The 18317-nt window shown below is 62.0% G+C and carries 20 protein-coding genes; 9 read left to right on the top strand and 11 right to left on the bottom strand.

Features of this window, described 5'->3' with window-relative positions; genetic code table 11:
- The first annotated feature begins 12 nt into the window (after positions 1–12).
- The 8 genes from B1781_RS11125 to B1781_RS11090 are packed head-to-tail and all read left to right on the top strand — an operon-like array spanning position 13 to position 6947.
- Entirely contained in the window at positions 13–510 is a 498-nt protein-coding gene (locus B1781_RS11125) for a 6-pyruvoyl trahydropterin synthase family protein (RefSeq protein WP_078119740.1), read from the top strand.
- Entirely contained in the window at positions 503–1054 is a 552-nt protein-coding gene (locus tag B1781_RS11120) for a flavoprotein (RefSeq protein WP_078119739.1), read from the top strand. Before B1781_RS11125 ends, B1781_RS11120 begins: the two co-directional genes overlap by 8 nt.
- Positions 1030–2424, top strand: a complete 1395-nt coding sequence (locus B1781_RS11115) for a DUF6513 domain-containing protein (protein WP_078119738.1) — start codon at positions 1030–1032, stop codon at positions 2422–2424. Before B1781_RS11120 ends, B1781_RS11115 begins: the two co-directional genes overlap by 25 nt.
- 31 nt (positions 2425–2455) lie before the next feature.
- Positions 2456–3685: a hypothetical protein gene (locus B1781_RS11110; protein ID WP_078119737.1), complete on the top strand. Its 1230-nt coding sequence runs from the start codon at positions 2456–2458 to the stop codon at positions 3683–3685.
- Complete coding sequence (locus B1781_RS11105; RefSeq protein ID WP_078119736.1) at positions 3675–5309, top strand: formylmethanofuran dehydrogenase subunit A; 1635 nt, start codon at positions 3675–3677, stop codon at positions 5307–5309. Before B1781_RS11110 ends, B1781_RS11105 begins: the two co-directional genes overlap by 11 nt.
- 8 nt (positions 5310–5317) lie before the next feature.
- Positions 5318–5887 carry a DUF447 domain-containing protein gene (locus B1781_RS11100; RefSeq protein WP_078119735.1) on the top strand — a complete coding sequence of 190 codons (570 nt, stop codon included), beginning with the start codon at positions 5318–5320 and terminating at the stop codon, positions 5885–5887.
- Positions 5884–6600 (top strand): (5-formylfuran-3-yl)methyl phosphate synthase, encoded by a 717-nt coding sequence (locus B1781_RS11095; protein ID WP_078119734.1) that lies wholly within the window; start codon positions 5884–5886, stop codon positions 6598–6600. The genes B1781_RS11100 and B1781_RS11095 overlap by 4 nt, the downstream gene beginning before the upstream one ends.
- Positions 6597–6947, top strand: a complete 351-nt coding sequence (locus B1781_RS11090; RefSeq protein WP_078119733.1) for an S-adenosylmethionine decarboxylase — start codon at positions 6597–6599, stop codon at positions 6945–6947. Before B1781_RS11095 ends, B1781_RS11090 begins: the two co-directional genes overlap by 4 nt.
- 7 nt (positions 6948–6954) lie before the next feature.
- Here the strand turns inward: B1781_RS11090 and B1781_RS11085 are convergent, their stop codons facing one another.
- From B1781_RS11085 to B1781_RS11070, 4 genes are read right to left on the bottom strand one after another with little or no spacing between them, the layout of a single operon-like run.
- Complete coding sequence (locus B1781_RS11085) at positions 6955–7563, bottom strand: amino acid kinase family protein (RefSeq protein WP_164513345.1); 609 nt, start codon at positions 7561–7563, stop codon at positions 6955–6957.
- The gene (gene pabB / locus B1781_RS11080) at positions 7550–8935 is read right to left on the bottom strand and encodes an aminodeoxychorismate synthase component I (RefSeq protein ID WP_078119731.1); all 1386 of its coding nucleotides are present in this window, start codon (positions 8933–8935) and stop codon (positions 7550–7552) included. Before pabB ends, B1781_RS11085 begins: the two co-directional genes overlap by 14 nt.
- Entirely contained in the window at positions 8923–9978 is a 1056-nt protein-coding gene (locus B1781_RS11075) for a hydantoinase/oxoprolinase family protein (protein ID WP_164513344.1), read from the bottom strand. The genes pabB and B1781_RS11075 overlap by 13 nt, the downstream gene beginning before the upstream one ends.
- On the bottom strand, positions 9968–10966 hold the full coding sequence (locus B1781_RS11070; protein WP_125932028.1) for an ATP-grasp domain-containing protein: 999 nt from the start codon (positions 10964–10966) through the stop codon (positions 9968–9970). The genes B1781_RS11075 and B1781_RS11070 overlap by 11 nt, the downstream gene beginning before the upstream one ends.
- 9 nt (positions 10967–10975) lie before the next feature.
- Between B1781_RS11070 and B1781_RS23155 the strand changes: the two genes are divergently transcribed.
- The gene (locus tag B1781_RS23155; RefSeq protein WP_164513343.1) at positions 10976–11659 is read left to right on the top strand and encodes a HisA/HisF-related TIM barrel protein; all 684 of its coding nucleotides are present in this window, start codon (positions 10976–10978) and stop codon (positions 11657–11659) included.
- Here the strand turns inward: B1781_RS23155 and B1781_RS11060 are convergent.
- From B1781_RS11060 to B1781_RS11030, 7 genes are read right to left on the bottom strand one after another with little or no spacing between them, the layout of a single operon-like run.
- The gene (locus tag B1781_RS11060; RefSeq protein WP_078119728.1) at positions 11652–12884 is read right to left on the bottom strand and encodes a 6-pyruvoyl trahydropterin synthase family protein; all 1233 of its coding nucleotides are present in this window, start codon (positions 12882–12884) and stop codon (positions 11652–11654) included. The genes B1781_RS23155 and B1781_RS11060 overlap by 8 nt on opposite strands.
- Positions 12885–12939: 55 nt before the next feature.
- Positions 12940–13452 carry a formaldehyde-activating enzyme gene (gene fae, locus B1781_RS11055; RefSeq protein WP_078119727.1) on the bottom strand — a complete coding sequence of 171 codons (513 nt, stop codon included), beginning with the start codon at positions 13450–13452 and terminating at the stop codon, positions 12940–12942.
- On the bottom strand, positions 13443–14405 hold the full coding sequence (locus B1781_RS11050) for a triphosphoribosyl-dephospho-CoA synthase (RefSeq protein ID WP_164513342.1): 963 nt from the start codon (positions 14403–14405) through the stop codon (positions 13443–13445). Before B1781_RS11050 ends, fae begins: the two co-directional genes overlap by 10 nt.
- A complete protein-coding gene (locus B1781_RS11045; protein WP_078119725.1) occupies positions 14402–15313 on the bottom strand; it encodes an ATP-grasp domain-containing protein in 912 nt (303 codons plus the stop codon). Before B1781_RS11045 ends, B1781_RS11050 begins: the two co-directional genes overlap by 4 nt.
- On the bottom strand, positions 15310–16275 hold the full coding sequence (gene mch, locus B1781_RS11040; RefSeq protein ID WP_334223968.1) for a methenyltetrahydromethanopterin cyclohydrolase: 966 nt from the start codon (positions 16273–16275) through the stop codon (positions 15310–15312). Before mch ends, B1781_RS11045 begins: the two co-directional genes overlap by 4 nt.
- A 13-nt stretch (positions 16276–16288) precedes the next feature.
- Positions 16289–17431 (bottom strand): ATP-grasp domain-containing protein, encoded by a 1143-nt coding sequence (locus B1781_RS11035; RefSeq protein WP_078119723.1) that lies wholly within the window; start codon positions 17429–17431, stop codon positions 16289–16291.
- Entirely contained in the window at positions 17418–18317 is a 900-nt protein-coding gene (locus B1781_RS11030) for an NAD(P)-dependent methylenetetrahydromethanopterin dehydrogenase (protein ID WP_078119722.1), read from the bottom strand. The genes B1781_RS11035 and B1781_RS11030 overlap by 14 nt, the downstream gene beginning before the upstream one ends.

The following is an 18317-nucleotide window of genomic DNA, read 5'->3' as shown; positions in this document are numbered from 1 at the left end:
GAGTAATTCTCGATGAGTCGTTTCGCTGTGCGCGTGAGTCCGGGCGAGCTGCATTTCAATGCCGCGCACTTCATCACGTACAACCAGACCTGTGAAAACATTCACGGTCACAACTTTCACGTAAAGCTCGAAGCGCGCGGCAGCAATACCGCCGATGCCTTCGTGATCGACTTCGTGCTGCTCAACCGGCTGGCCGCCGGCATCTGCCGTGAATTACATGACGGCGTGCTGGTGCCGACCGAGGGTGCCGATATCCAGGTCTCCGAAGTCGATGGTGACATGATCGAGATCCGCAGCTACAACAAGCGCTACATCCTCGCCCGTGAAAGCTGCATCCTGCTCCCCATCCCCAATACGACCGCAGAGATGCTGGCGCTGCACATCAGCAACCGCCTGCTGGAAACGCTGCGCAGCGAAAATGCACTCGGCAACCTGACGACGCTCGAGGTCGCGGTGGAGGAAGCCGACGAACAATGGGGCATCTGCGCACGCGAGATCGGCCATGACTGAGTCGGGCCGCATCGCCTGGGCGATCACCGGCTCGGGGCACTATTTGAAAGAGTGCCTCGCGCTCGCCGAATCATTACCGAATCTCGACCTGTTCCTGAGCGAAGCCGCCGCCGAGGTGCTGCATGCCTACGGCCATCCGTTCAAGGACCTCAAGACCCGCTTTCGTATCTTTCGCGACAGCACGGCCAGCGCGCCGCCCGTCGGGCTGTTCTACAAAGGCGTCTACGATCTGCTGGTCGTGGCGCCCGCCACATCGAACAGTGTCGCCAAGATGGTGTTCGGCATCTCCGATACGCTGGTGACCAATGTGTACGCCCAGGCCGGCAAGTGCCGGGTACCGAGCATCGTGTTCGCCTGCGATGTCGCGCCGGCGATGGAAACCGAGGCACCGAGCGGTACGGTCAAGGTTTATCCGCGCTCCATCGATTTGCAGAACACCGAACGCCTCAAGGAATTCGAATACACCAACGTGGTGACGAGCCTGGACGAACTGCGGACGGCGTTGTCTATCAGCGAACCGTGTCGGAACATCTCCTCTTTCTGACCGGCACCCTCGCCGGCCCATCGCTACGCCGCGTGTTGCAGGATATGGAGTCCGTCGACTTCACCTGGGAGGTGCGCGAACTCGGCCTCAAGGTAGCCGCGCTGATGACCGGCGACATGATCAAACGCCGCCTCGAAGATGCGGGCACTGCCGACCGTGTGATCATCCCGGGGCGTTGCCGCGGCGATCTGGACGACCTCTCGCAAACCTTCGGCGTGACCTTTGAGCGCGGACCGGAAGAACTGCGCGACCTGCCCGAATGGCTGGGTCATTCGGGCAAGCCCGTCGATCTCAGCCAACACGATGTGCTGATCTTCGCCGAGATCGTCGACGCGCCGCAGATGTCGATCGACGCCATCGTGGCGCGTGCTCAGCGGTTCCGCGACGACGGCGCCGATGTCATCGACCTCGGCTGCCTGCCCGGCGAACCCTTCGCGCATCTGGCCGACAGTGTGCGATGCCTGAAGGCCGAGGGGTTCAAGGTCAGCGTCGACTCGATGCAGGAAGACGAACTGCTTGCCGGCGGCAAGGCCGGCGCCGACTACCTGCTCAGTCTCAATGAACACAATCTGTGGATCGCCGGCCAGGTGCCTTCGGTGCCGATCATTATCCCGGCGGTTCCCGGCGATCTGGACAGCATGCAACGCGCGTGGGAGCAACTGCGTGCCGACGGGCGGGCCTGCCTGGTCGACCCGATCCTCGACCCGATCCATTTCGGTTTCACCGAGGCGATCGTCCGTTACCACGAGACCCGAAAGCGCATGCCGACGGCCGAGATCATGATGGGGGTCGGCAATCTGACCGAGCTCACCGAGGCGGATACCTGCGGCATCAATGCGCTGCTGTTCGGCATCATTTCAGAACTGCATGCCAAGGCAGTGCTGACCACCGAAGTCAGCCCGCATTGCCGCTCAGCCGTGCGCGAAGCCGACCTGGCAAGACGCGTGATGTTTCGCGCGCGCGAGGAACAGACCCTGCCCAAACGTTTGCACCCCGGCCTGACCGGGCTGCACGAGCGCAAACCTTTTCCCTATTCGACCGCCGAGATCGACGAAGCGGCAGCCGCGGTCAAGGACCGCAACTTTCGTATCCAGGTCAATGATGACGGGGTGCATATCTATAATCGCGAGATGAAGCAGGTCGTGGCCGACCCGTTCGATGCCTATCCGCAGCTCGGCGTCGACGACGATGCGGGCCACGCCTTCTACCTCGGCGTGGAACTCGCCCGGGCGCAGATCGCGCTGCAACTGGGCAAACGCTACACGCAGGACAACCCTCTCACGTGGGGCGCGGCGACGCCGCCGCAGAGCGAGGACATGACGCAATACACCGAGGCCGCATCGACCAAGAAGACGAATCCCTCGAAATGATTGGCCCGGCTCTTGCTCAAAGCTATGCATCATGTCCGCAACCGACGATAACACCACGATGAGCCCTGCTGTGAACGGCCGTGCGACGATCGCCTGCCCGTTTTGCGCGCTGGCCTGTGACGATTTGTCACGGCCGGTACACAACACCCCTTTGTCCACTGAGCAGATTCCATGCCGCAGGGCCGTAACGGGGTTCAACACCGCGCTGTCGAACGGCCAAGCGCATCCACAGATCAAGGGTCGCGATTGCACGCTCGACGAGGCGGTCGAGCATGCCAGGCAGTTACTGCAGAACGCCCGCCTTCCGGTGATCCACGGCCTGGTCGGCGATCTGCAAGACTGCCGCGCCGCGCTGCACCTGGCGGCCTGTTTCGGCGGCGTGGTCGATCACCGTTCGGGCGACACCATCGCCGAGCAACTGAGCGTGCTGCAGGACAGCGGGTGGCAGATCACCAGCCTCGGCGAGGTACGCAACCGCGCCGACCTGATCGTCATCGTCGCCAACCGGCTCGACGAGACCCATCCTCGATTGCAGGAGAAGCTGTTCTCGGCCAATGGTCGTCTGCATGCAGAGCAACCGGCCGAGGTCGTCACGCTCGCCGATAAGCGGGTATCGATCCTGGGTGAAGTACGCGCCCTGTTCCACCAGCGTCCGCTGCCCGATGCCTCCGAAGACGCCCGACGCCTGCACCGCAAGATGGCCGACGCACGTTATCCGGTGATCCTGATCGGCGCTGTCGACAACGAATCCACAGAACTGGTGCTGCGCGCCGCAAGCGGCCTGGTACGCGACCTCAGCCATGAACGGCGGGCCGCACTGCTGCTGCTCGGTGGTGATATCGGCAGCGTGTCGGCACAGATGGTCGCCGCTTGGCACAACGGCTTCGGTATCCGCACGGCGTTCAATCGTGGCTATCCGCAGCAAGACCTGCAACGCAACGCCGCGGCGCGCCTGTTGGCCGACGGCGAAGCGGACCTCATGGTCTGGGTCGGCAGCCTCAGTGAGCAGCGGCCACCGGCGGTCGAGCAGCCCACTATCGTGATCGGTCATCCGGCAATGGCGTTCGCCGACCAACCACCGGAGGTCTTCCTGCCGGTCTCCGTACCCGGCGTGCAGCGTGCGGGTTTCATCCATCGCGCCGACGGTCTGCGGATGGTCCCGCTGACATCGATCGTCGACAGCGGTCTACCGGGTTCGCTCGATCTGTGTCGACAGATCGCAGCCAACCACTTCGCGAACGGTGTAGCCGATGCTGACTAGACTCACGGGCGGTCGGGTGTTCGACCCGGCCAACAACGTCAATGGCGAAGTCACCGATATCTGGTTTCGCGACGGCCTGATCTGCGAACCCCCGCAAGATCCACGCGAGGCTGATGCGACGATCGATCTGCGCGGCAAGATCGTGATGGCTGGCGCAATCGATATCCACAGCCATATCGCCGGTGGCAACGTCAACACCGCACGCGCGCTGCTGCCCGAACAACACCTCGCCGAACGCGCACGTTATGCGCGCCTGCCGTTCGCCGGCGCCAAGTGGTCGACCTTCGACACCGGTTATCGCTATGCCGAGATGGGATTCACCTTTGTGGTCGAGCCTGCGGTGTTGCCGATCAACGCTGCGCAGGCGCATGCCGAACTGGCCGACATCCCGATCATCGACAAAGCAGGCTTGGCGATCGTCGGCAACGACGACTTTCTGCTGCGTCTTCTGCGCGATCGCGCCGACCCGCAGCAGGTCACCGACTATATCGGCTGGGTCATCCATGCGACCCAGTGCCTTGGGGTCAAGGTGATCAACGCCGGCGGTGCTACGGCCTTCAAGTTCAATCAACGTCACATGAGCCTCGATGAAGAGGTGCCGATGTACGGCGTCAGCTCACGCACGATCCTCAACGCCGTGCAGCGTGCCGTGGTGCAGCTGGGTATCGCGCATCCGGTGCATGTCCATTGCAACAATCTCGGCGTCGCCGGCAACGTGCAGACGGCGTTGAACACCATCGACGCGGCCGACGGTCTGCCGATGCACCTCGCCCACGTACAGTTCTATGGCTACGGCGATGAAGGCGATCGCGGCTTCTCGTCCGGCGCCAGTGCGCTGGCCGACAAATTCAATGCGCATGCCAACATCACGATGGATGTAGGCCAGGTACTGTTCGGCCAGACGGTGACGATCTCGGGCGACGTATTGCGCCAGTTCGAAGCACGCGGCATCGCCAATCCGAACAAGTGGGTGATTTGGGAGAGCGAGGACGGTGGCGGCGGTATCGTGCCGTTCAAGTACCGCCAGCGAAACTTCGTCAACGCCCTGCAGTGGGCAATCGGGCTCGAGCTGTTCCTGCTGGCGGACGATCCCTGGCGGCTGTTCTTCACCACCGACCACCCGAACGGCGCACCGTTCACCGCCTACCCGGAATTGTTCCGGCTGTTGATGGACCGCGACTACCGCAACCGTTGGCTGTCGGATATCAACGCCGAGGCCGCGGATATCTGCCTGCTGCGTCATCTCGACCGCGAATACGATCTCAACGACATCGCCATCATGACGCGCGCCGCACCGGCCAGGTTGCTTGGACTTGCCGACCGCGGCCATCTTGCACCCGGTGCCGTCGCCGATATCGCGGTGTACGAAGAACAGGACGACAAGGCGGCGATGTTCGCGCGTGCGCACCTGCTGTTTAAGGACGGGCAGAAGGTCGTCGAGCACGGCCGGGTCACACGCAATTGTTTCGGCAAGACGCATGCCGTGGCGCCCGAGTTCTCGACCGACATTGAACGCTCGATCGGTAACTATTTCGATCGCTATCATCTGGTCGACATGGAGGCCTTCAAACTCAGCGGCGATCAGATGCAAGAAACGCTCGGCAGCGAACTCGTGGTGCATTGAGCAGCCCGATGAGTGAACGGATCCACGAAATACTGCTGGTCACACGCAACGAAGACGGTACGGCGCACATTGCGCCGATGGGACTGCGCCAACGCGAGCAGCAGTGGCTGATTGCCCCGTTCAAGCCATCGCGCACGCTGGACAATCTGCTGCGCGAGCACCACGCCAGTATCAACACGACCGACGATGTGCGTATCTATGCGGGTTGCCTGACCGGGCGACGCGACTGGCCGCTCGAAGCATGTGACGAGGTGCCCGGATGGCGGCTGGCCGGCGTGCTCGCACACCGCGAACTGAAGCTGGCGAAGGTCGAGGACGATAAACAACGTCCGCGCCTGTTTTGTGACGTTGTCCACGAGGTCAATCACCGTCCGTTTTCCGGATACAATCGCGCTCAAGCTGCGGTGCTTGAACTCGCGATCCTGGTGAGCCGTTTAGGTATGTTGTCGGCAGACAAGGTCGACCGTGAGATCGAGTACCTGAAGATCGCGATCGACAAAACCGCCGGTGATAAGGAACTCGAAGCATGGCAATGGTTGATGCAGAGCGTAGAGGCGCACCGCAAGGATTGTGCATGACCGGAATGTTGGCCAGCGTCTGTTCGGTCGACGAAGCCGCGCAGGCCTTGCAAGGTAACGCCGACCTGATCGACTGCAAAGACCCCACTCGCGGGGCGCTCGGCGCACTCGACACCGAAACGATCCGGCTCATCGTGGAATACGTTGGCGGTCGCCGTCCGGTGAGTGCAACCAGCGGCGATATTGCGTCCGGCATCCACCAGTTGCGACGCGCAATCAGCCGCATCGCCGACTGCGGTGTCGACTACGTCAAGTTCGGCGTGTTCAGCGAGCAACAACTGCGATCGCAAACCGCCGTGATCGGCGAACTGGCGCAGCGACACCGCTTGGTCGCTGTCTGCTTCATCGACCGCTTCGATCCATTACCGCTGTTGTCGATGCTGGCCGACGCTGGCTGTGCAGGCATCATGCTCGATACGGCAGACAAGCATCGCGGCCGACTGACCGAGGTCTGGCCGCTCGCCAAGATTCGTCAGTTTGTTCAACGTGTAAACGCACGCGGTCTGCTGTGCGGTTTGGCCGGCGGCCTGCGTCGGGACGATATCCCCCAGCTCTTGCCACTGCGGCCGGGCTATCTGGGTTTCCGCGGTGCGCTGTGCCGAGGCGAACGTCACACGGCGGTGGATTCTCAGGCCATCGCGGCAGTAAGGGATGCCATCCATGCACACCAGGCGCCGCACCGGCGCGACAACCTGGCAGTGAATCAACTGTGATCTGCCCCGACATCCGTCGGCAACGTCTCATCATCGAAGGATTCTACGAATTGCAGACGATGGACGAGCACTGCGTGCGCAATTTCCTGGCGGGGCTGACCGACCACCTCGGCATGACCCGCATTGCCGAAACACTGGTATTTTCACCGGACGCCGTCAGCGATCTGCATCATGGCGTCGGCGGCTTTCAGGCGTGGGCGGAATCCGGCTGCTCGCTGTATACCTGGTCGGCCTCGCGCTTCTTCACCCTCGATGTGTACTCATGCAAGGCCTTCGATGTCGCACGCTGCGTCGACTTCGTCTGCACCCAGTTCAATGCACAGTCGTTCGAGGTTCGCGAAGTCTGAGTAGCGCTTAACCGACAAGCCTCATCGCGGGCCGGTCTAGGGTGTCGAGCACATGATCGAGTCGCGCGCTGTCACTTCGATGTACCAGCAACACCGGACACGCCAAGGCAGCAATGAATCGATCGGCTGCCGCATCGATCAATCCGTCGTGTTGAAGATCGGCAAGCGGTTTTGCCGGGTCACTGAGCGGTGCGGATTTAACCAACAGCACACCTTCGGCCCCGAGTTGCTGAGCCAACCAGAGAGCGAGACTGTCGGACGTCACCGACCAGTCCTGGGGAACGTCCGGTGCCTCGCCCGCCATCGCCTCGGGATACCAGACCGGAATCCGCTTGGCCGACTGCGCGGCTTGTAGCGCAGCGACCGAATCACAACCGACGAAATCCGGATGCAAGCCGCACATCAGCTCACCCATCTGGCGCATAGCCGTTAGCGCCATGCGATGCGCAACCTTGTCAGAGAAGCGCCAGCGCGATTGTGCCGCCCTCACCTGATCGGCAAACGGTCCACCGCCGGGGACGACAACGGATTCGTGCTCGGAATCGGCCAGGGCTTGCAACCACTCCACCAGGTATTGCGAGTCGAACAGGCTGCCGCCGAGCTTAACCACCCACATCGGCAAATCGTTCGCTCTGCAACAGACGTAGCATGGCCGCCGCCTTGTCGAAGGTTTCCTGGTACTCGGCATCGACATCGGAATCATGCACGATGCCGCCGCCGGCCCAACAGCGGATCAGGCCCTGATTGTAGACCAGGGTCCGGATGGTGATGTTGGCATCCATCGCGCCATCGAAGCCGATGTAGGCGATAGAGCCGCAATAGAGACCACGCCGGTTCGGTTCCAGCTCTTCGATGATCTCCATCGCGCGGATCTTCGGTGCGCCGGTGATCGAGCCGCCCGGAAAACAGGCACGCAACAACGACATTGCGTCTTCGCCCTGCGCCAGCCTGCCCGTAATCGTACTGACCAGGTGATGCACCGTCGCATAGCTCTCGACCTTGAACAGCTGCGGCACCTTGACGGTTCCCGGTTCGCATACGCGACCGATGTCGTTGCGCAGCAGGTCGACGATCATCAGGTTCTCGGCCTGATCCTTGGTGCTGTTCGCCAGTTCCTGTGCCAGCGCCGAATCGCCCTCGGGGGTGTCGCCGCGTGCGCGCGTACCCTTGATCGGCCGGGTCTCGACGGTGTCGCCATGCAGGCGCAGCAGGCGTTCCGGCGACGAGCTGAGTACCTGCCCATAGGGCGAGTTGACGAACGCCGCAAACGGCGCCGGATTCAGTCGGCGAAGCTGTTCATAGGCATGCCAGCCGTCGCCCTGGGCCGGCGCGGCAAAGCGCTGGGCGAAGTTGACCTGGTAGCAGTCTCCGTCGCGTATGTATTGTTTGATGTGTTCAAACGCCTTGCCGTAGGCCGCGCGATCCATGTTCGAGCGTACCGGCCCTGTGATGCGGAAAGGCGTGGTATTGGCAGGCGATGCGGGACGCCGAAAGCGTTGCAACAACGACCACCAGTTGCGCCGGGTGGCAGGGTCCCTTCCCTGTCCGACCAGCCAGCTTTGCGCGCGACGGTGATCGACAACCACAGCCCAATCGTAGATACCGATCGCCATCTCCGGTAGCTGTTCGACATCTGCGGCCAGCGCCGGCAATCGCTCGACACGACGCCCCAGATCGTAGCCGAACCAGCCGATGGCACCGCCACAAAACGGCAAACCGGTATCGTTGCTTACCGTGTCGCCCAGCACCTCGCGCACCAGGGCGAACGGATCGTCGCGACGCTCGCTGATGCCGTCTGCCGATTCGATGTGTGTGACATCACCGAAGGTCGCCAAGGTTATGTACGGATCGGCTGCGAGAATGTCGTAGCGTCCCGACTGGGTCATCGGATGGCTGCTGTCGAGAAACACCGCCCACGGGTGATCGGCGATCGCAGCGAACAGGCGTGCGCTGTCGCGATGGTAAGGAAGCTGTGTCAGCAGGCACATGCCATGGGCTCCATCATGCCGAGTTTGCCGACCGCAACCGCCGGCGCGCAGACTGAGATCTTGTCATCCGACGGGTCCAAACCCGGCAGATCCTGAATCGGAATGTACGCGCGTCCGGTGAGTCCGGCCAGTCGCTCGACCAGGAACTGGCCGGCACCGGCGCCCACCAGCGGGTAGTCCGCTTGCGGGTTGCGACTGAGCTGACGCCGTAGTGCCTTGAGCAGGCTGTCGGTGTGGCGCTCAACAACAAAGTGCGCTGCCTCGGTCCAGGCCGCGGTGCTGCCATCGGCCAGATCACAACCCACCATCCTTGCCAGACGACGCATGCTGGAGCTTACGCTCTTGTCGCGACCGTCTGCCGTCGGGTGCAGATCCACATCCTGCGGCAGCGCGCCAATGATCCGATAGGCATCCGCCAAGGTAGCGAAGTGCTCATTGGCCGTGGCCAGCCAATCGCCGGCGAACGGTATCTCGGTTACCACGGCCATCAGCGGTGTGCGCACCACGCCCGAATACACCAGCTCGCCGCTGGCCAGACGCGCTTTGTCGCTATAGCCGCGGCAGTCCAGGTCACCATGGCGGCACAACACCAGATCGGTCGTTGTACTGCCGATATCGACGAGCAAGGCATCCGGCACACAGGCTGCGACAAACTTGGCCGTCGCCATCCAGTTGGCCGATGCGATTGCGACCACCTGCCCGCCCACATCGCGCGCATCAACAAACCCCTGCTGCCCGGCGAAGACCCGAATCAAGGCTCCGGGAAACCGCTGCCGCACCAGGTCGACAATCTCGACGACGCCCTGTGCCCGGTCGTCGAACAGGTCGGCCAGCTCGGCCGTCATCGTCAGGTAATGCGTGCAGCCCTTCAGCGACACCTGTTGTTCGATGTCGTCGATCGCACGTTGCAGGGTATCGAGCCCCTGCCAGATCGGTGTCGGCTTTTCGATGACCTTGCACAACATGCCGTCTGCAGTGAAGCAGGCGAGCTTGAGGTGGGCGCCGCCGATATCCCATCCAACGACGTTCGGATCAGGCGACACGGCCCATCTCCAGATCGACGTGCACGCATTCCCGCTGCGGGGGAATCGCCTCGAGATGTTCGGGATTTTCGCTGAGCTGCAACAACATGGCCGCTACATTTTCGCCGATTGACTGGCTCAATCCAACATAAGAGGTCGTCAGGCGGGGATTTACCTCGAGAATGACAGGGCCATTCTCACTGATGATCAGGTCGATACCCACGTAGCCCCACAGGCCGGGGATGGCCCGGCAGACCTGTTTTCCCAGCTCCAGCAGCTCCGGACGTGAGCCCTCGTAGCCGTTGATGATGCAGCCCAGCAGCAGGAAGCCGTCGTCGACCTGCGCGATCCGTTGCAGATTGCAGCCAAGCAGGCAGACGCTGGTGTCGCCCACCAGCAGCGAAAGGCTGCCCGATAGGCCGGGGACATGCGGCTGCACCAACCAGGTTTCCGGTTTGGGCTGTTCCAGCAAGAAGTCGTACAGACCGCGGTCGTCGCCGAACAGGTGGATGTCCTTGCAGCCGACACCGTCATCCGGCTTGACCACCAAGGTCGGCAGCGCCACACCGGGAAACTCGTGTGCGCGCCAGCTCTGCACAACCGGCAAACCGTGCGCACCCAGGTGTTCGATCGTGCGCTGTTTGCTCGCGGTCAATGCCACTGCGCTCGGTCGGCTGTTGAGCAGCAATTTGCCCGCGGCCTCGACATCGTGACACAGCGATTCGAGTATCCCGCCGGTTTCGGGCGCAATCGGCAACACGGCATCCGCACGTTGCAGGCATGCCGCCCAGATCGGCCCCCAGTCATCGTCTACCCAGTGCACCTCGAGCGGCAACGGCGGCAGCGCCAGGCGGCGATCGCGGCAGATCATGACGTCGACATCTGCAAGCGCCGTGAGATCACGTACCACGGCGGCCAACATCATGTCGCCCTCTTCCGTCAGCCCTGCTACCATCTTCTGACCGGCAAAACCGCCGCCGGTCACATATTCAAAGACAAAGACCCGCATCGCATCTCCTTGATCGTCATCCCTGTCATCGATCTATCCAACGGCTTCGCGGTACATGCCCGTTACGGGCAACGCGACACCTATCAACGGTTGCGCAGTCCGTTGTGCGACGACGGTGATGTCCCGTCGTTGGTACGCAACCTCAGCGAGAGGTTCGGCTTTCTCCTTTGTTATTTTGCAGACCTCGACGCGATCAGCGGGCGCGGCGACAACCGTGCGCTGATCGAGCAAGCCCTTGGCGAGCACCCGGCGATGCAGGCCTGGGTGGATGCTGGATTCCGCAACGCCGCCGGCGTCGAGCAGTTCCGTGGCGATTGGCGTGCGCGACCTGTCGTCGGCACGGAGAGCTGGCAGGCGACTCACCCGCCACCGCGCGACAGCGTGCTGTCGATCGACAGCCTCAAGGGACGGTATTGCGACCCTGCCGGGCTGACCCAGGCCGCGCCTGAGGATCTGCCGCAGGACTTGATTCTGATGAACCTGGACCGTGTCGGCAGCGCGAGCGGTCCTGATCTGAGCCTGTTGCAACGGTGGCAGTCGCAAGCGCCCGGCCATCGCTGTTACCTGGCCGGTGGTGTCCGAAATGCGCGCGATCTGGAACAGTGTGCCGCAGCCGGTGCAAGCGGCGTGCTGGTCGCCAGCGCGCTGCATGACGGCAGCTTGCGCGCGAACGACGTGCAACGGATCACCTGACCTCATTGCCGGCCACTGCCCGCAAGGCCGGTCCTCCGGCTATCAGGCCTCGTCTTCGACCGTCATGCGGATCGATGCGGTCGAACGGATGTAGGACGGGATCGGACCCCTGCGCCATGCAGGCTTCCAAAGTCGGCCCCGTGTAATCGCACCACGACTGGGTCGTCTCATACAGACGCAACGACGCCAGACCGGGGAGATAATCGATCAGACACTCCCAGATATGTACGCACAGCATCTCGGTACTCGAACGCCAGGCGAGTTCGGGCGCAGCATAGTTCAGATTGTGATGATCAAAACGATCGACGACCTGTTGGTTGACGACGCGCTTAAGGTAGCCATAGTCAACGACACAGCCGGTGACCGGATCGATACGGTCGCGCACCTCGACATGCAGGACATAACGTCCGCCGTGCAGATTGGAACACTTGGCCGGATGATCGATAATGAAATGTGCGGCATCGAAAACCAGTTCCTTGCTCACACTGGTGACCGGCGTGGTTTGATGGAATCGCTCCCACGCCGACGGAATCTCTTGCAAGCGCGACGCAAGCAACGCCAACAAGGCATCGGCATCCCGCGGCTGTTTGCTGCGCAGCAGCCGGCCACCGGCCATCACCGCGTCCAGGCTATGGCTTGCAATGCCGTGCTCGCGCAACAGGGTTTCAGCAACCAGCTGGGCATGCTCGACATTGTCGAACGGCATAAACAGGTAACCGTTGTGCCATTCAGCCTGATGCGCAAAATAGATCGCCAGGCAATCGAGAAAATCAGGCGGAGGCTCGGGCACCGCCCAATGACGTGATCCTTTCAGGTTCGCCGTCGGCACCCGCACGCAGTTGCGCGCAACGACCCGATGGGTATCGGGACTGTAGGTGTAGTCCTGACGGAATTGAAAACCATAGTCGTGCAACTGTTCGCGCAACCACAGCAGCATGTCGAGTCGCCTGATCTCTCCGCGGACTTCCGAGAACTCACCTTCGTTGCAGATCAGGCCGGCCCATCGCAGACCCTGCAACGCGGTGCGCGCTTCCTCACCCGGACAGGCGCGCGGCGCATCGTATGCCTCAGCATCATCCGCCTGATTGATCTGATCGGCATGCACGACCAGGTCCAACGGCAGGCAGTGACGGATCGCATACTCCTGCAGTGTCAATCCGCTGCAGGCGATCAGGTGCTCGTTGTCCAGCCGATCACAATCGGCACCACATTCGAGGCATTGCATGGCAACCTCCGGTCAGGCGGAACCAGTGGGGCACGAATGCCCCACTGCGCTGGGATCAGGAATGGGCTGCGAACGGATGCTCGTTGCTGCTCTTGCCTGAAATGACCTCGTCCGGAGTCGGCGTGCCGGCAACGGCGCGCTTGATCGACTGCTTGGTGGCCTCGTAGTTGTAGTCCTGGATCTTGGCGTCGTCTTCCGCTTCCCAGTGGATGAACACACCGACGCAAATGAATACGTCGTCGGCTTCATCTTTCGGGATGGTGCCATCTTCCAGACAATCGGCGACCGCCATGGCGACACCGCGCTGAGCCGGGCCAAACATCTGTACCGCTTGCTTGGCACCCTTGATGGTCACTTTGTTGAACATCATCGTGTGCGGCTTACAAGGCAGGTTCGGTGCAACCACGGCCAACAGCGATGTGAAACCATCTTTGTTGTTGACCAGACCGTTGCAGAACGCCGTCTCGGCGGCCGAACCGCGCGGCCCCATAATCAGGTCGATGTGGGCAACTTCGTTACCGTCACCGACCAAGGACTCCCCTACTAAGGTTTGCGTAATCACTGCCATTTCAATTCTCCTTCGTCATTGTGGCGTGTCGATAGGCGTGTCACCGAGGCGACGGACGGCTTTGGTGCCCACGCTTCAATCCGGGTTGCCCCGGCTTCTGGTTGTACCTGCTGTTGCAGACGGAAAATCACCAGCGCCGCAACACACAAGTCGGCGCTGGTTCCTGGGTTCAGCCCTTCGCTTTTGAGCTGGTTGTCGAGATCGATAAGCACATGCAATGCAGAAGCACCATCCGGTGCCTCGGCGTAATGGCGGCGCGCACGCTTGGCCAGTTCGCATACACGCTGTGCTGCCTGCCTGCCCTGTTTTCGCCGGATATGGGTATCCGGCGTATTGGCGAGCAGGTAGAGGAACAGGTCGGTCACCGCATGCTCAAGGTCATTGTGATTGCGCAGCGAGCGCGCCAGGTAATCGACATAGTCGTCAAACAGGGCGCGAAAACCCGAGGCATACAAGGCGGCTATCACGTCATGTCCGGCGGCGGCGCGCATTGCTTGCAGGATCGTTGCCGGCGGCGAGTCATCGTTAACGTCATAGGCATCGACGTCGCCGAGCCCACCGGGCGATGCCACGCGAATGGCTTGATAGAGCGCTGCGCAATCGTCCTGGGTACTGTCCGCAATGATCTGCTCGACGGCTGCCGAGAGATCGCTGTCCGGATGCTGCAATCGTGCCTGCAACAGCGGCGCACACAACAACACGATGCCTAGGTTGGTGTTGCAGGCCACCGCTTCGCGCGTTGCGACCACTGCATTGAGAATGCGCTCGCCAAGCGTTGATTCCGGTTTCGCCAGGATGGCGGCGCTGACGGCGGCGCTCAACAGAAAATCACCGCCCTGCATGCCATGACCCGGCGACGACAGCGAGACGTTGCCAGGCTTCAATGCCTTGACGTCCATCACGCAGGCTTCATAGTAGATGTTCGCCAGGGTTTCGCTGCTCGGCCGAGTCACTGCGCGACCCCGTTGCGGCAGGTCGCCGCACAGCACGCGAGAAGATCGTCGGCGAGTAATCCGGCGATGTCGATATGGGTGGTCTTCTGCAAGCCGTACCATGCCGGAATGCTGTTGACCTCGATCACCCACCAGGTGCCGCTCGCATCCTGTATCAGATCGACGCCGGCATAGGACATGTCGAGACACTGTACCGCCGCCTCGGCGAGGCGTGCCGGTTCGCCTTCGGGCAGCGCTGCATGGCAGGCACCGCCTTGTGCGACGTTGGCCAACCAACCGGGTGCCGTGCGCCGCATCGCCGCCACCGCTTTGCCGCCGACAACGAATACCCGCCAATCGCAGGCGTGCTGCAGATCCGCACCGACGAAGGTCTGCAGGTACCAGACGTGATTGATCTCATCCGCTGATGGCAGATTCTCTTCGCTCTCGACACGCTGAATGCCGATACCCTGAGAACCGAACAGCGGTTTACAGATCAGCGGCGACTCCGCACGCGCATGCTCGCGCACGACCGTTTGCGCCTGCGCTTCATCGCGGCATATCCAGGTCGTCGGTACCGGCAAACCGGCCATCTGCAGGCGCATGCTGGTCAGGCTCTTGTCGACCGAGCGCTCGATCGCCCGGCCGTCGTTGTAGACGACCACACCGAGATCATGCAATCCGTGCAACACGTTGAGGTAGAACACGATCTCTTCGAGGCTGCCGCCGGGCACACCACGTACGAACACCGCATCGGGCAACCGGTTTTCGAAACCTTCAAGGCATAGCGTCGTGCGATCGTCCAGACGAATCTGCGCATCGGTCAACGATACCGTACGCGACTGCGCACCCCTGGCGGCGAATGCCTGGCGCAACTTGCGGCCATGCCAGCCCGGCTCATCCGTAACGATGGCAATGCGTAAGGTCATTGGGCGATTCCGAATGCCGTGGCAAGCAGCGCATGATCGATCGATCCCGCGCGGAAGGAATTGCCACTGGCCATATTGGTCACGCTCACCCGGGCCGGGCTGAACAGCATCGGGTCAATCTTGAAGAAGTCGTACTCGTAGGCCTTGAACACCTCGGCAAACGGTCGGCCGTAGTCGCGCGACGCACTGCTCGGCAAGGCATCGGCCAATGCACGCACATCGTCATCCTGCGCATCCACGTACAGATGCACCTGACCGCCGAACAGGATCGCATCGTTGGTGCGGCCCATCGCCGTGACGAAGTCGGGTGCGGGCGGCGGCAAGGGTGCAGAGCCTACGCCATCGACGACGCGCGATAAGGGAAAATGCAGTTCGTGCACCTTGTGCAACGCCACTTCGAGCACACGGGCCACCACCTGGGTGGTGCCGGCGAGGCTGCGCGTGGGTGTCAGTATCAAGGTCAGCGCCTCGGCGGCAACGCCGCAGGTCGCGGCGATCTTGTCGGCGAGTTCCACCGGAGGCAAAGCATCGACCTCCAGAACCAACACCGTTCTGTCGGCGCTTTCATCCAGATTGAGTTCGTCGAACAATTTCTCTTTTTTGGCCAGTATCCGCGCAGGCCCCGAGCCCAGCGCATGAAATGCCTGCTTGCCTTCGCCGTGCGACAGGCTCCAACCGGCGTACTGACTACCGAGGCAGGCCGACACCGGGTCGGTACTGTGCACGCACAGATTGGCTGCCCAGTCTTCCACTGGACCGGCCGCACTGAACGAAACGCTGCCCAAACCACCCATGCAGATCTCGGCAATGCGCCGCCCGGCCTCGACACCGCCGACGCAGTCGATGCCTGCGTCCACGATACGGGTGCCGTTGGCAAGCTGCTCGACCCGGACGCGCAGCGCCGAGGCATCGGCGATCAGCGCATCGCTCAGTTCGATGCCACGTTGGTTGATCGAAGACATCTGACCCGCCATATCAGGCCGCCGCCTCGGAATGGCTGACAACCTGGCGACGGACCTCGTGTGCAAGCCGGTACAGCTCACGCCGTACCACCGCCTCACTGCTCGCTTCGGCGTGTACCGTGCACAAGGGCATGTCCGGGTGCAGTTGCGTTCCGGGAGGCGGCAGATCGGTCACCCCTTGCGGCCACTCGAAGGCCGCCAAGGAACGTGCGTGTTCGCAATACATCACCTGCATACCGCGCACGCGCTGATCAAAGGGGAACTCCTCGGGCAACTCGCCTTTGCAGGCCGCAAGATGTGTCTGCCACCCACCATCGGGCAGAACCTGTTCGTACAACTCGAGGGTTGCCGGCGGGCGCGCGTTGATATCGAGTAGCAATGCATGGTCGCCGTCGAGTACGAAGTCGATGCCGTTCACGCCGCGCAAGGTGAGGCTCTTGGTCAACCGCTGCGCCGCCAACACCATCGCCTCTCGCGCCGCCTCGGGCGGACGCAGTCCGCCGATCGCCGTCGAGAAACGGTAATCGCCGGCTGCGGCATCATTGACCGTCAATCGATTGAATCCGATCACCGCAACATCCCGGCCATCGGCAGCAAACAACAACGACCACAAAGGACCATTGATACGCTGCTGAAAGTACCCACCGGGCTCGCCACGCGGCACAGCGCTGGCCGGCTTGATGCCGACACCGCCATAGCCACCCGCCGGTTTGAACAACCAGTCACTGGTGTCTTTGGGCGCAATCGAATGTGTTTGCGGATAGGCGATCGCCAGGGTGTCGAGCAGGCGGAACAGCCGAATCGGGTCGGCCAGCACCTGCATCACCTTGGCTTCATTGCCGAGCATACCCGGCGCACGGCGATGCAACTGGGCCAAGACCTCCGCGTCCGGCTCGAAGCCGCTGGTATACACCCATGACAAGGGACTTGCCGGCGACTGTTCGAGAATCAACGGTTTGAACGCAGTGGCCAACGCCGAAGCCGTCATCGCGGCAGCCTGCACCGCGCGTCGGCAGGCCGCCTGCATGTCGATATCGTTGAAGGCATCGATGCCAACCACCGCATCGCCGGCGGCATACGCCGACTGTGCGAGGTAACGCACGCTGTTGCCGATGATAACGGTCGTACCCTGCGGGTCGGCGTCAGGCTTGTGCACGTGCCGTTTCCAATGCTGCGAGAAAATCGAGATAGACCGGTTTGTCGGTTTCGATCATCTGCACCAGCAGCGCCCGCTGCGTCTGGTACTTCACGTTGCCGACTGCCAGTGCGCCGATACCGACCGCTCCGTTCGACATACCGGGTACTTCGCTGCCGTCGTCCATCACGCCGACGCCGGCAATACCCTCGGGCGGCACCGCGTTCACATCACACAGCACCTTCACCCGGTGCGCAGCGGCCAGGTGTTCTTTCTTGAGAACCTGCACGCCCGCCTTGGCCGCGTTGAATGCCAGATCGGCTTCGTTAAGCAGGGCCTCGATCTTGGAATCGGAACTACCGTCGGCGCCCTTGATCGACACCGCATAACGTTCGTTGCATTCGTCGGCAATTCTTTGGGCTTTGTCCAGACCTTCATGACTGACGATCAAGGCATTCGCGCCCGACTGTTGCGCCATCATCGCCGCCGTCATGCCGACCGGGCCGGTGCCGCCAAACACCACGGCGGTCTTGCCAGACAAGGAGTCATCGGTGAGCTTTCGATAGTGTTTTTCGGCACAGGCGATCATCGCGGCGGCGGTCGTGAACGCACCGCTGGGATCGGCAAAAACCGACACCTCGAACGGCGGCACCATTGCCTTGCGCGCTGCGTCCAACATATTCATTGCCGCATGGATATCGCGCCCGCCAAGAAACAGGCCGGTGCGTTTAACGCCACTGGGACCACGCGAGAAAATGGCATCCTGCGTGAGTGCTGTTACATCACCTTCGCTGATACCCGTATAAGAAAAGCAGTGCTGCCAACCCGCATCGACAGCCATGTTCACGTCGAACGGGCTGAGATTCTCGGCCGGGGTCAGCATGTGCAGAATGGTGGGTTTCGACAT

Source organism: Thiosocius teredinicola (assembly GCF_002009425.1).
GTDB classification, from domain to species: domain Bacteria; phylum Pseudomonadota; class Gammaproteobacteria; order Chromatiales; family Chromatiaceae; genus Thiosocius; species Thiosocius teredinicola.
The sequence above is the reverse complement of the archived record's forward strand: the minus strand, read 5'-3'. Positions and strand labels throughout refer to the sequence as shown.

Coding starts and splice junctions, on each gene's coding strand:
- B1781_RS11030 (WP_078119722.1), bottom strand. CDS start 18,317: ATGTCGAAACCCACCATTCTGCACATGCTGACCCCGGCCGAGAATCTC.
- B1781_RS11105 (WP_078119736.1), top strand. CDS start 3,675: ATGCTGACTAGACTCACGGGCGGTCGGGTGTTCGACCCGGCCAACAAC.
- B1781_RS11095 (WP_078119734.1), top strand. CDS start 5,884: ATGACCGGAATGTTGGCCAGCGTCTGTTCGGTCGACGAAGCCGCGCAG.
- pabB (WP_078119731.1), bottom strand. CDS start 8,935: ATGTGCCTGCTGACACAGCTTCCTTACCATCGCGACAGCGCACGCCTG.
- B1781_RS11100 (WP_078119735.1), top strand. CDS start 5,318: ATGAGTGAACGGATCCACGAAATACTGCTGGTCACACGCAACGAAGAC.
- B1781_RS11085 (WP_164513345.1), bottom strand. CDS start 7,563: ATGTGGGTGGTTAAGCTCGGCGGCAGCCTGTTCGACTCGCAATACCTG.
- B1781_RS11045 (WP_078119725.1), bottom strand. CDS start 15,313: ATGACCTTACGCATTGCCATCGTTACGGATGAGCCGGGCTGGCATGGC.
- B1781_RS11125 (WP_078119740.1), top strand. CDS start 13: ATGAGTCGTTTCGCTGTGCGCGTGAGTCCGGGCGAGCTGCATTTCAAT.
- mch (WP_334223968.1), bottom strand. CDS start 16,275: ATGTCTTCGATCAACCAACGTGGCATCGAACTGAGCGATGCGCTGATC.
- fae (WP_078119727.1), bottom strand. CDS start 13,452: ATGGCAGTGATTACGCAAACCTTAGTAGGGGAGTCCTTGGTCGGTGAC.
- B1781_RS11110 (WP_078119737.1), top strand. CDS start 2,456: ATGTCCGCAACCGACGATAACACCACGATGAGCCCTGCTGTGAACGGC.
- B1781_RS11070 (WP_125932028.1), bottom strand. CDS start 10,966: ATGCGGGTCTTTGTCTTTGAATATGTGACCGGCGGCGGTTTTGCCGGT.
- B1781_RS11060 (WP_078119728.1), bottom strand. CDS start 12,884: ATGCAATGCCTCGAATGTGGTGCCGATTGTGATCGGCTGGACAACGAG.
- B1781_RS11120 (WP_078119739.1), top strand. CDS start 503: ATGACTGAGTCGGGCCGCATCGCCTGGGCGATCACCGGCTCGGGGCAC.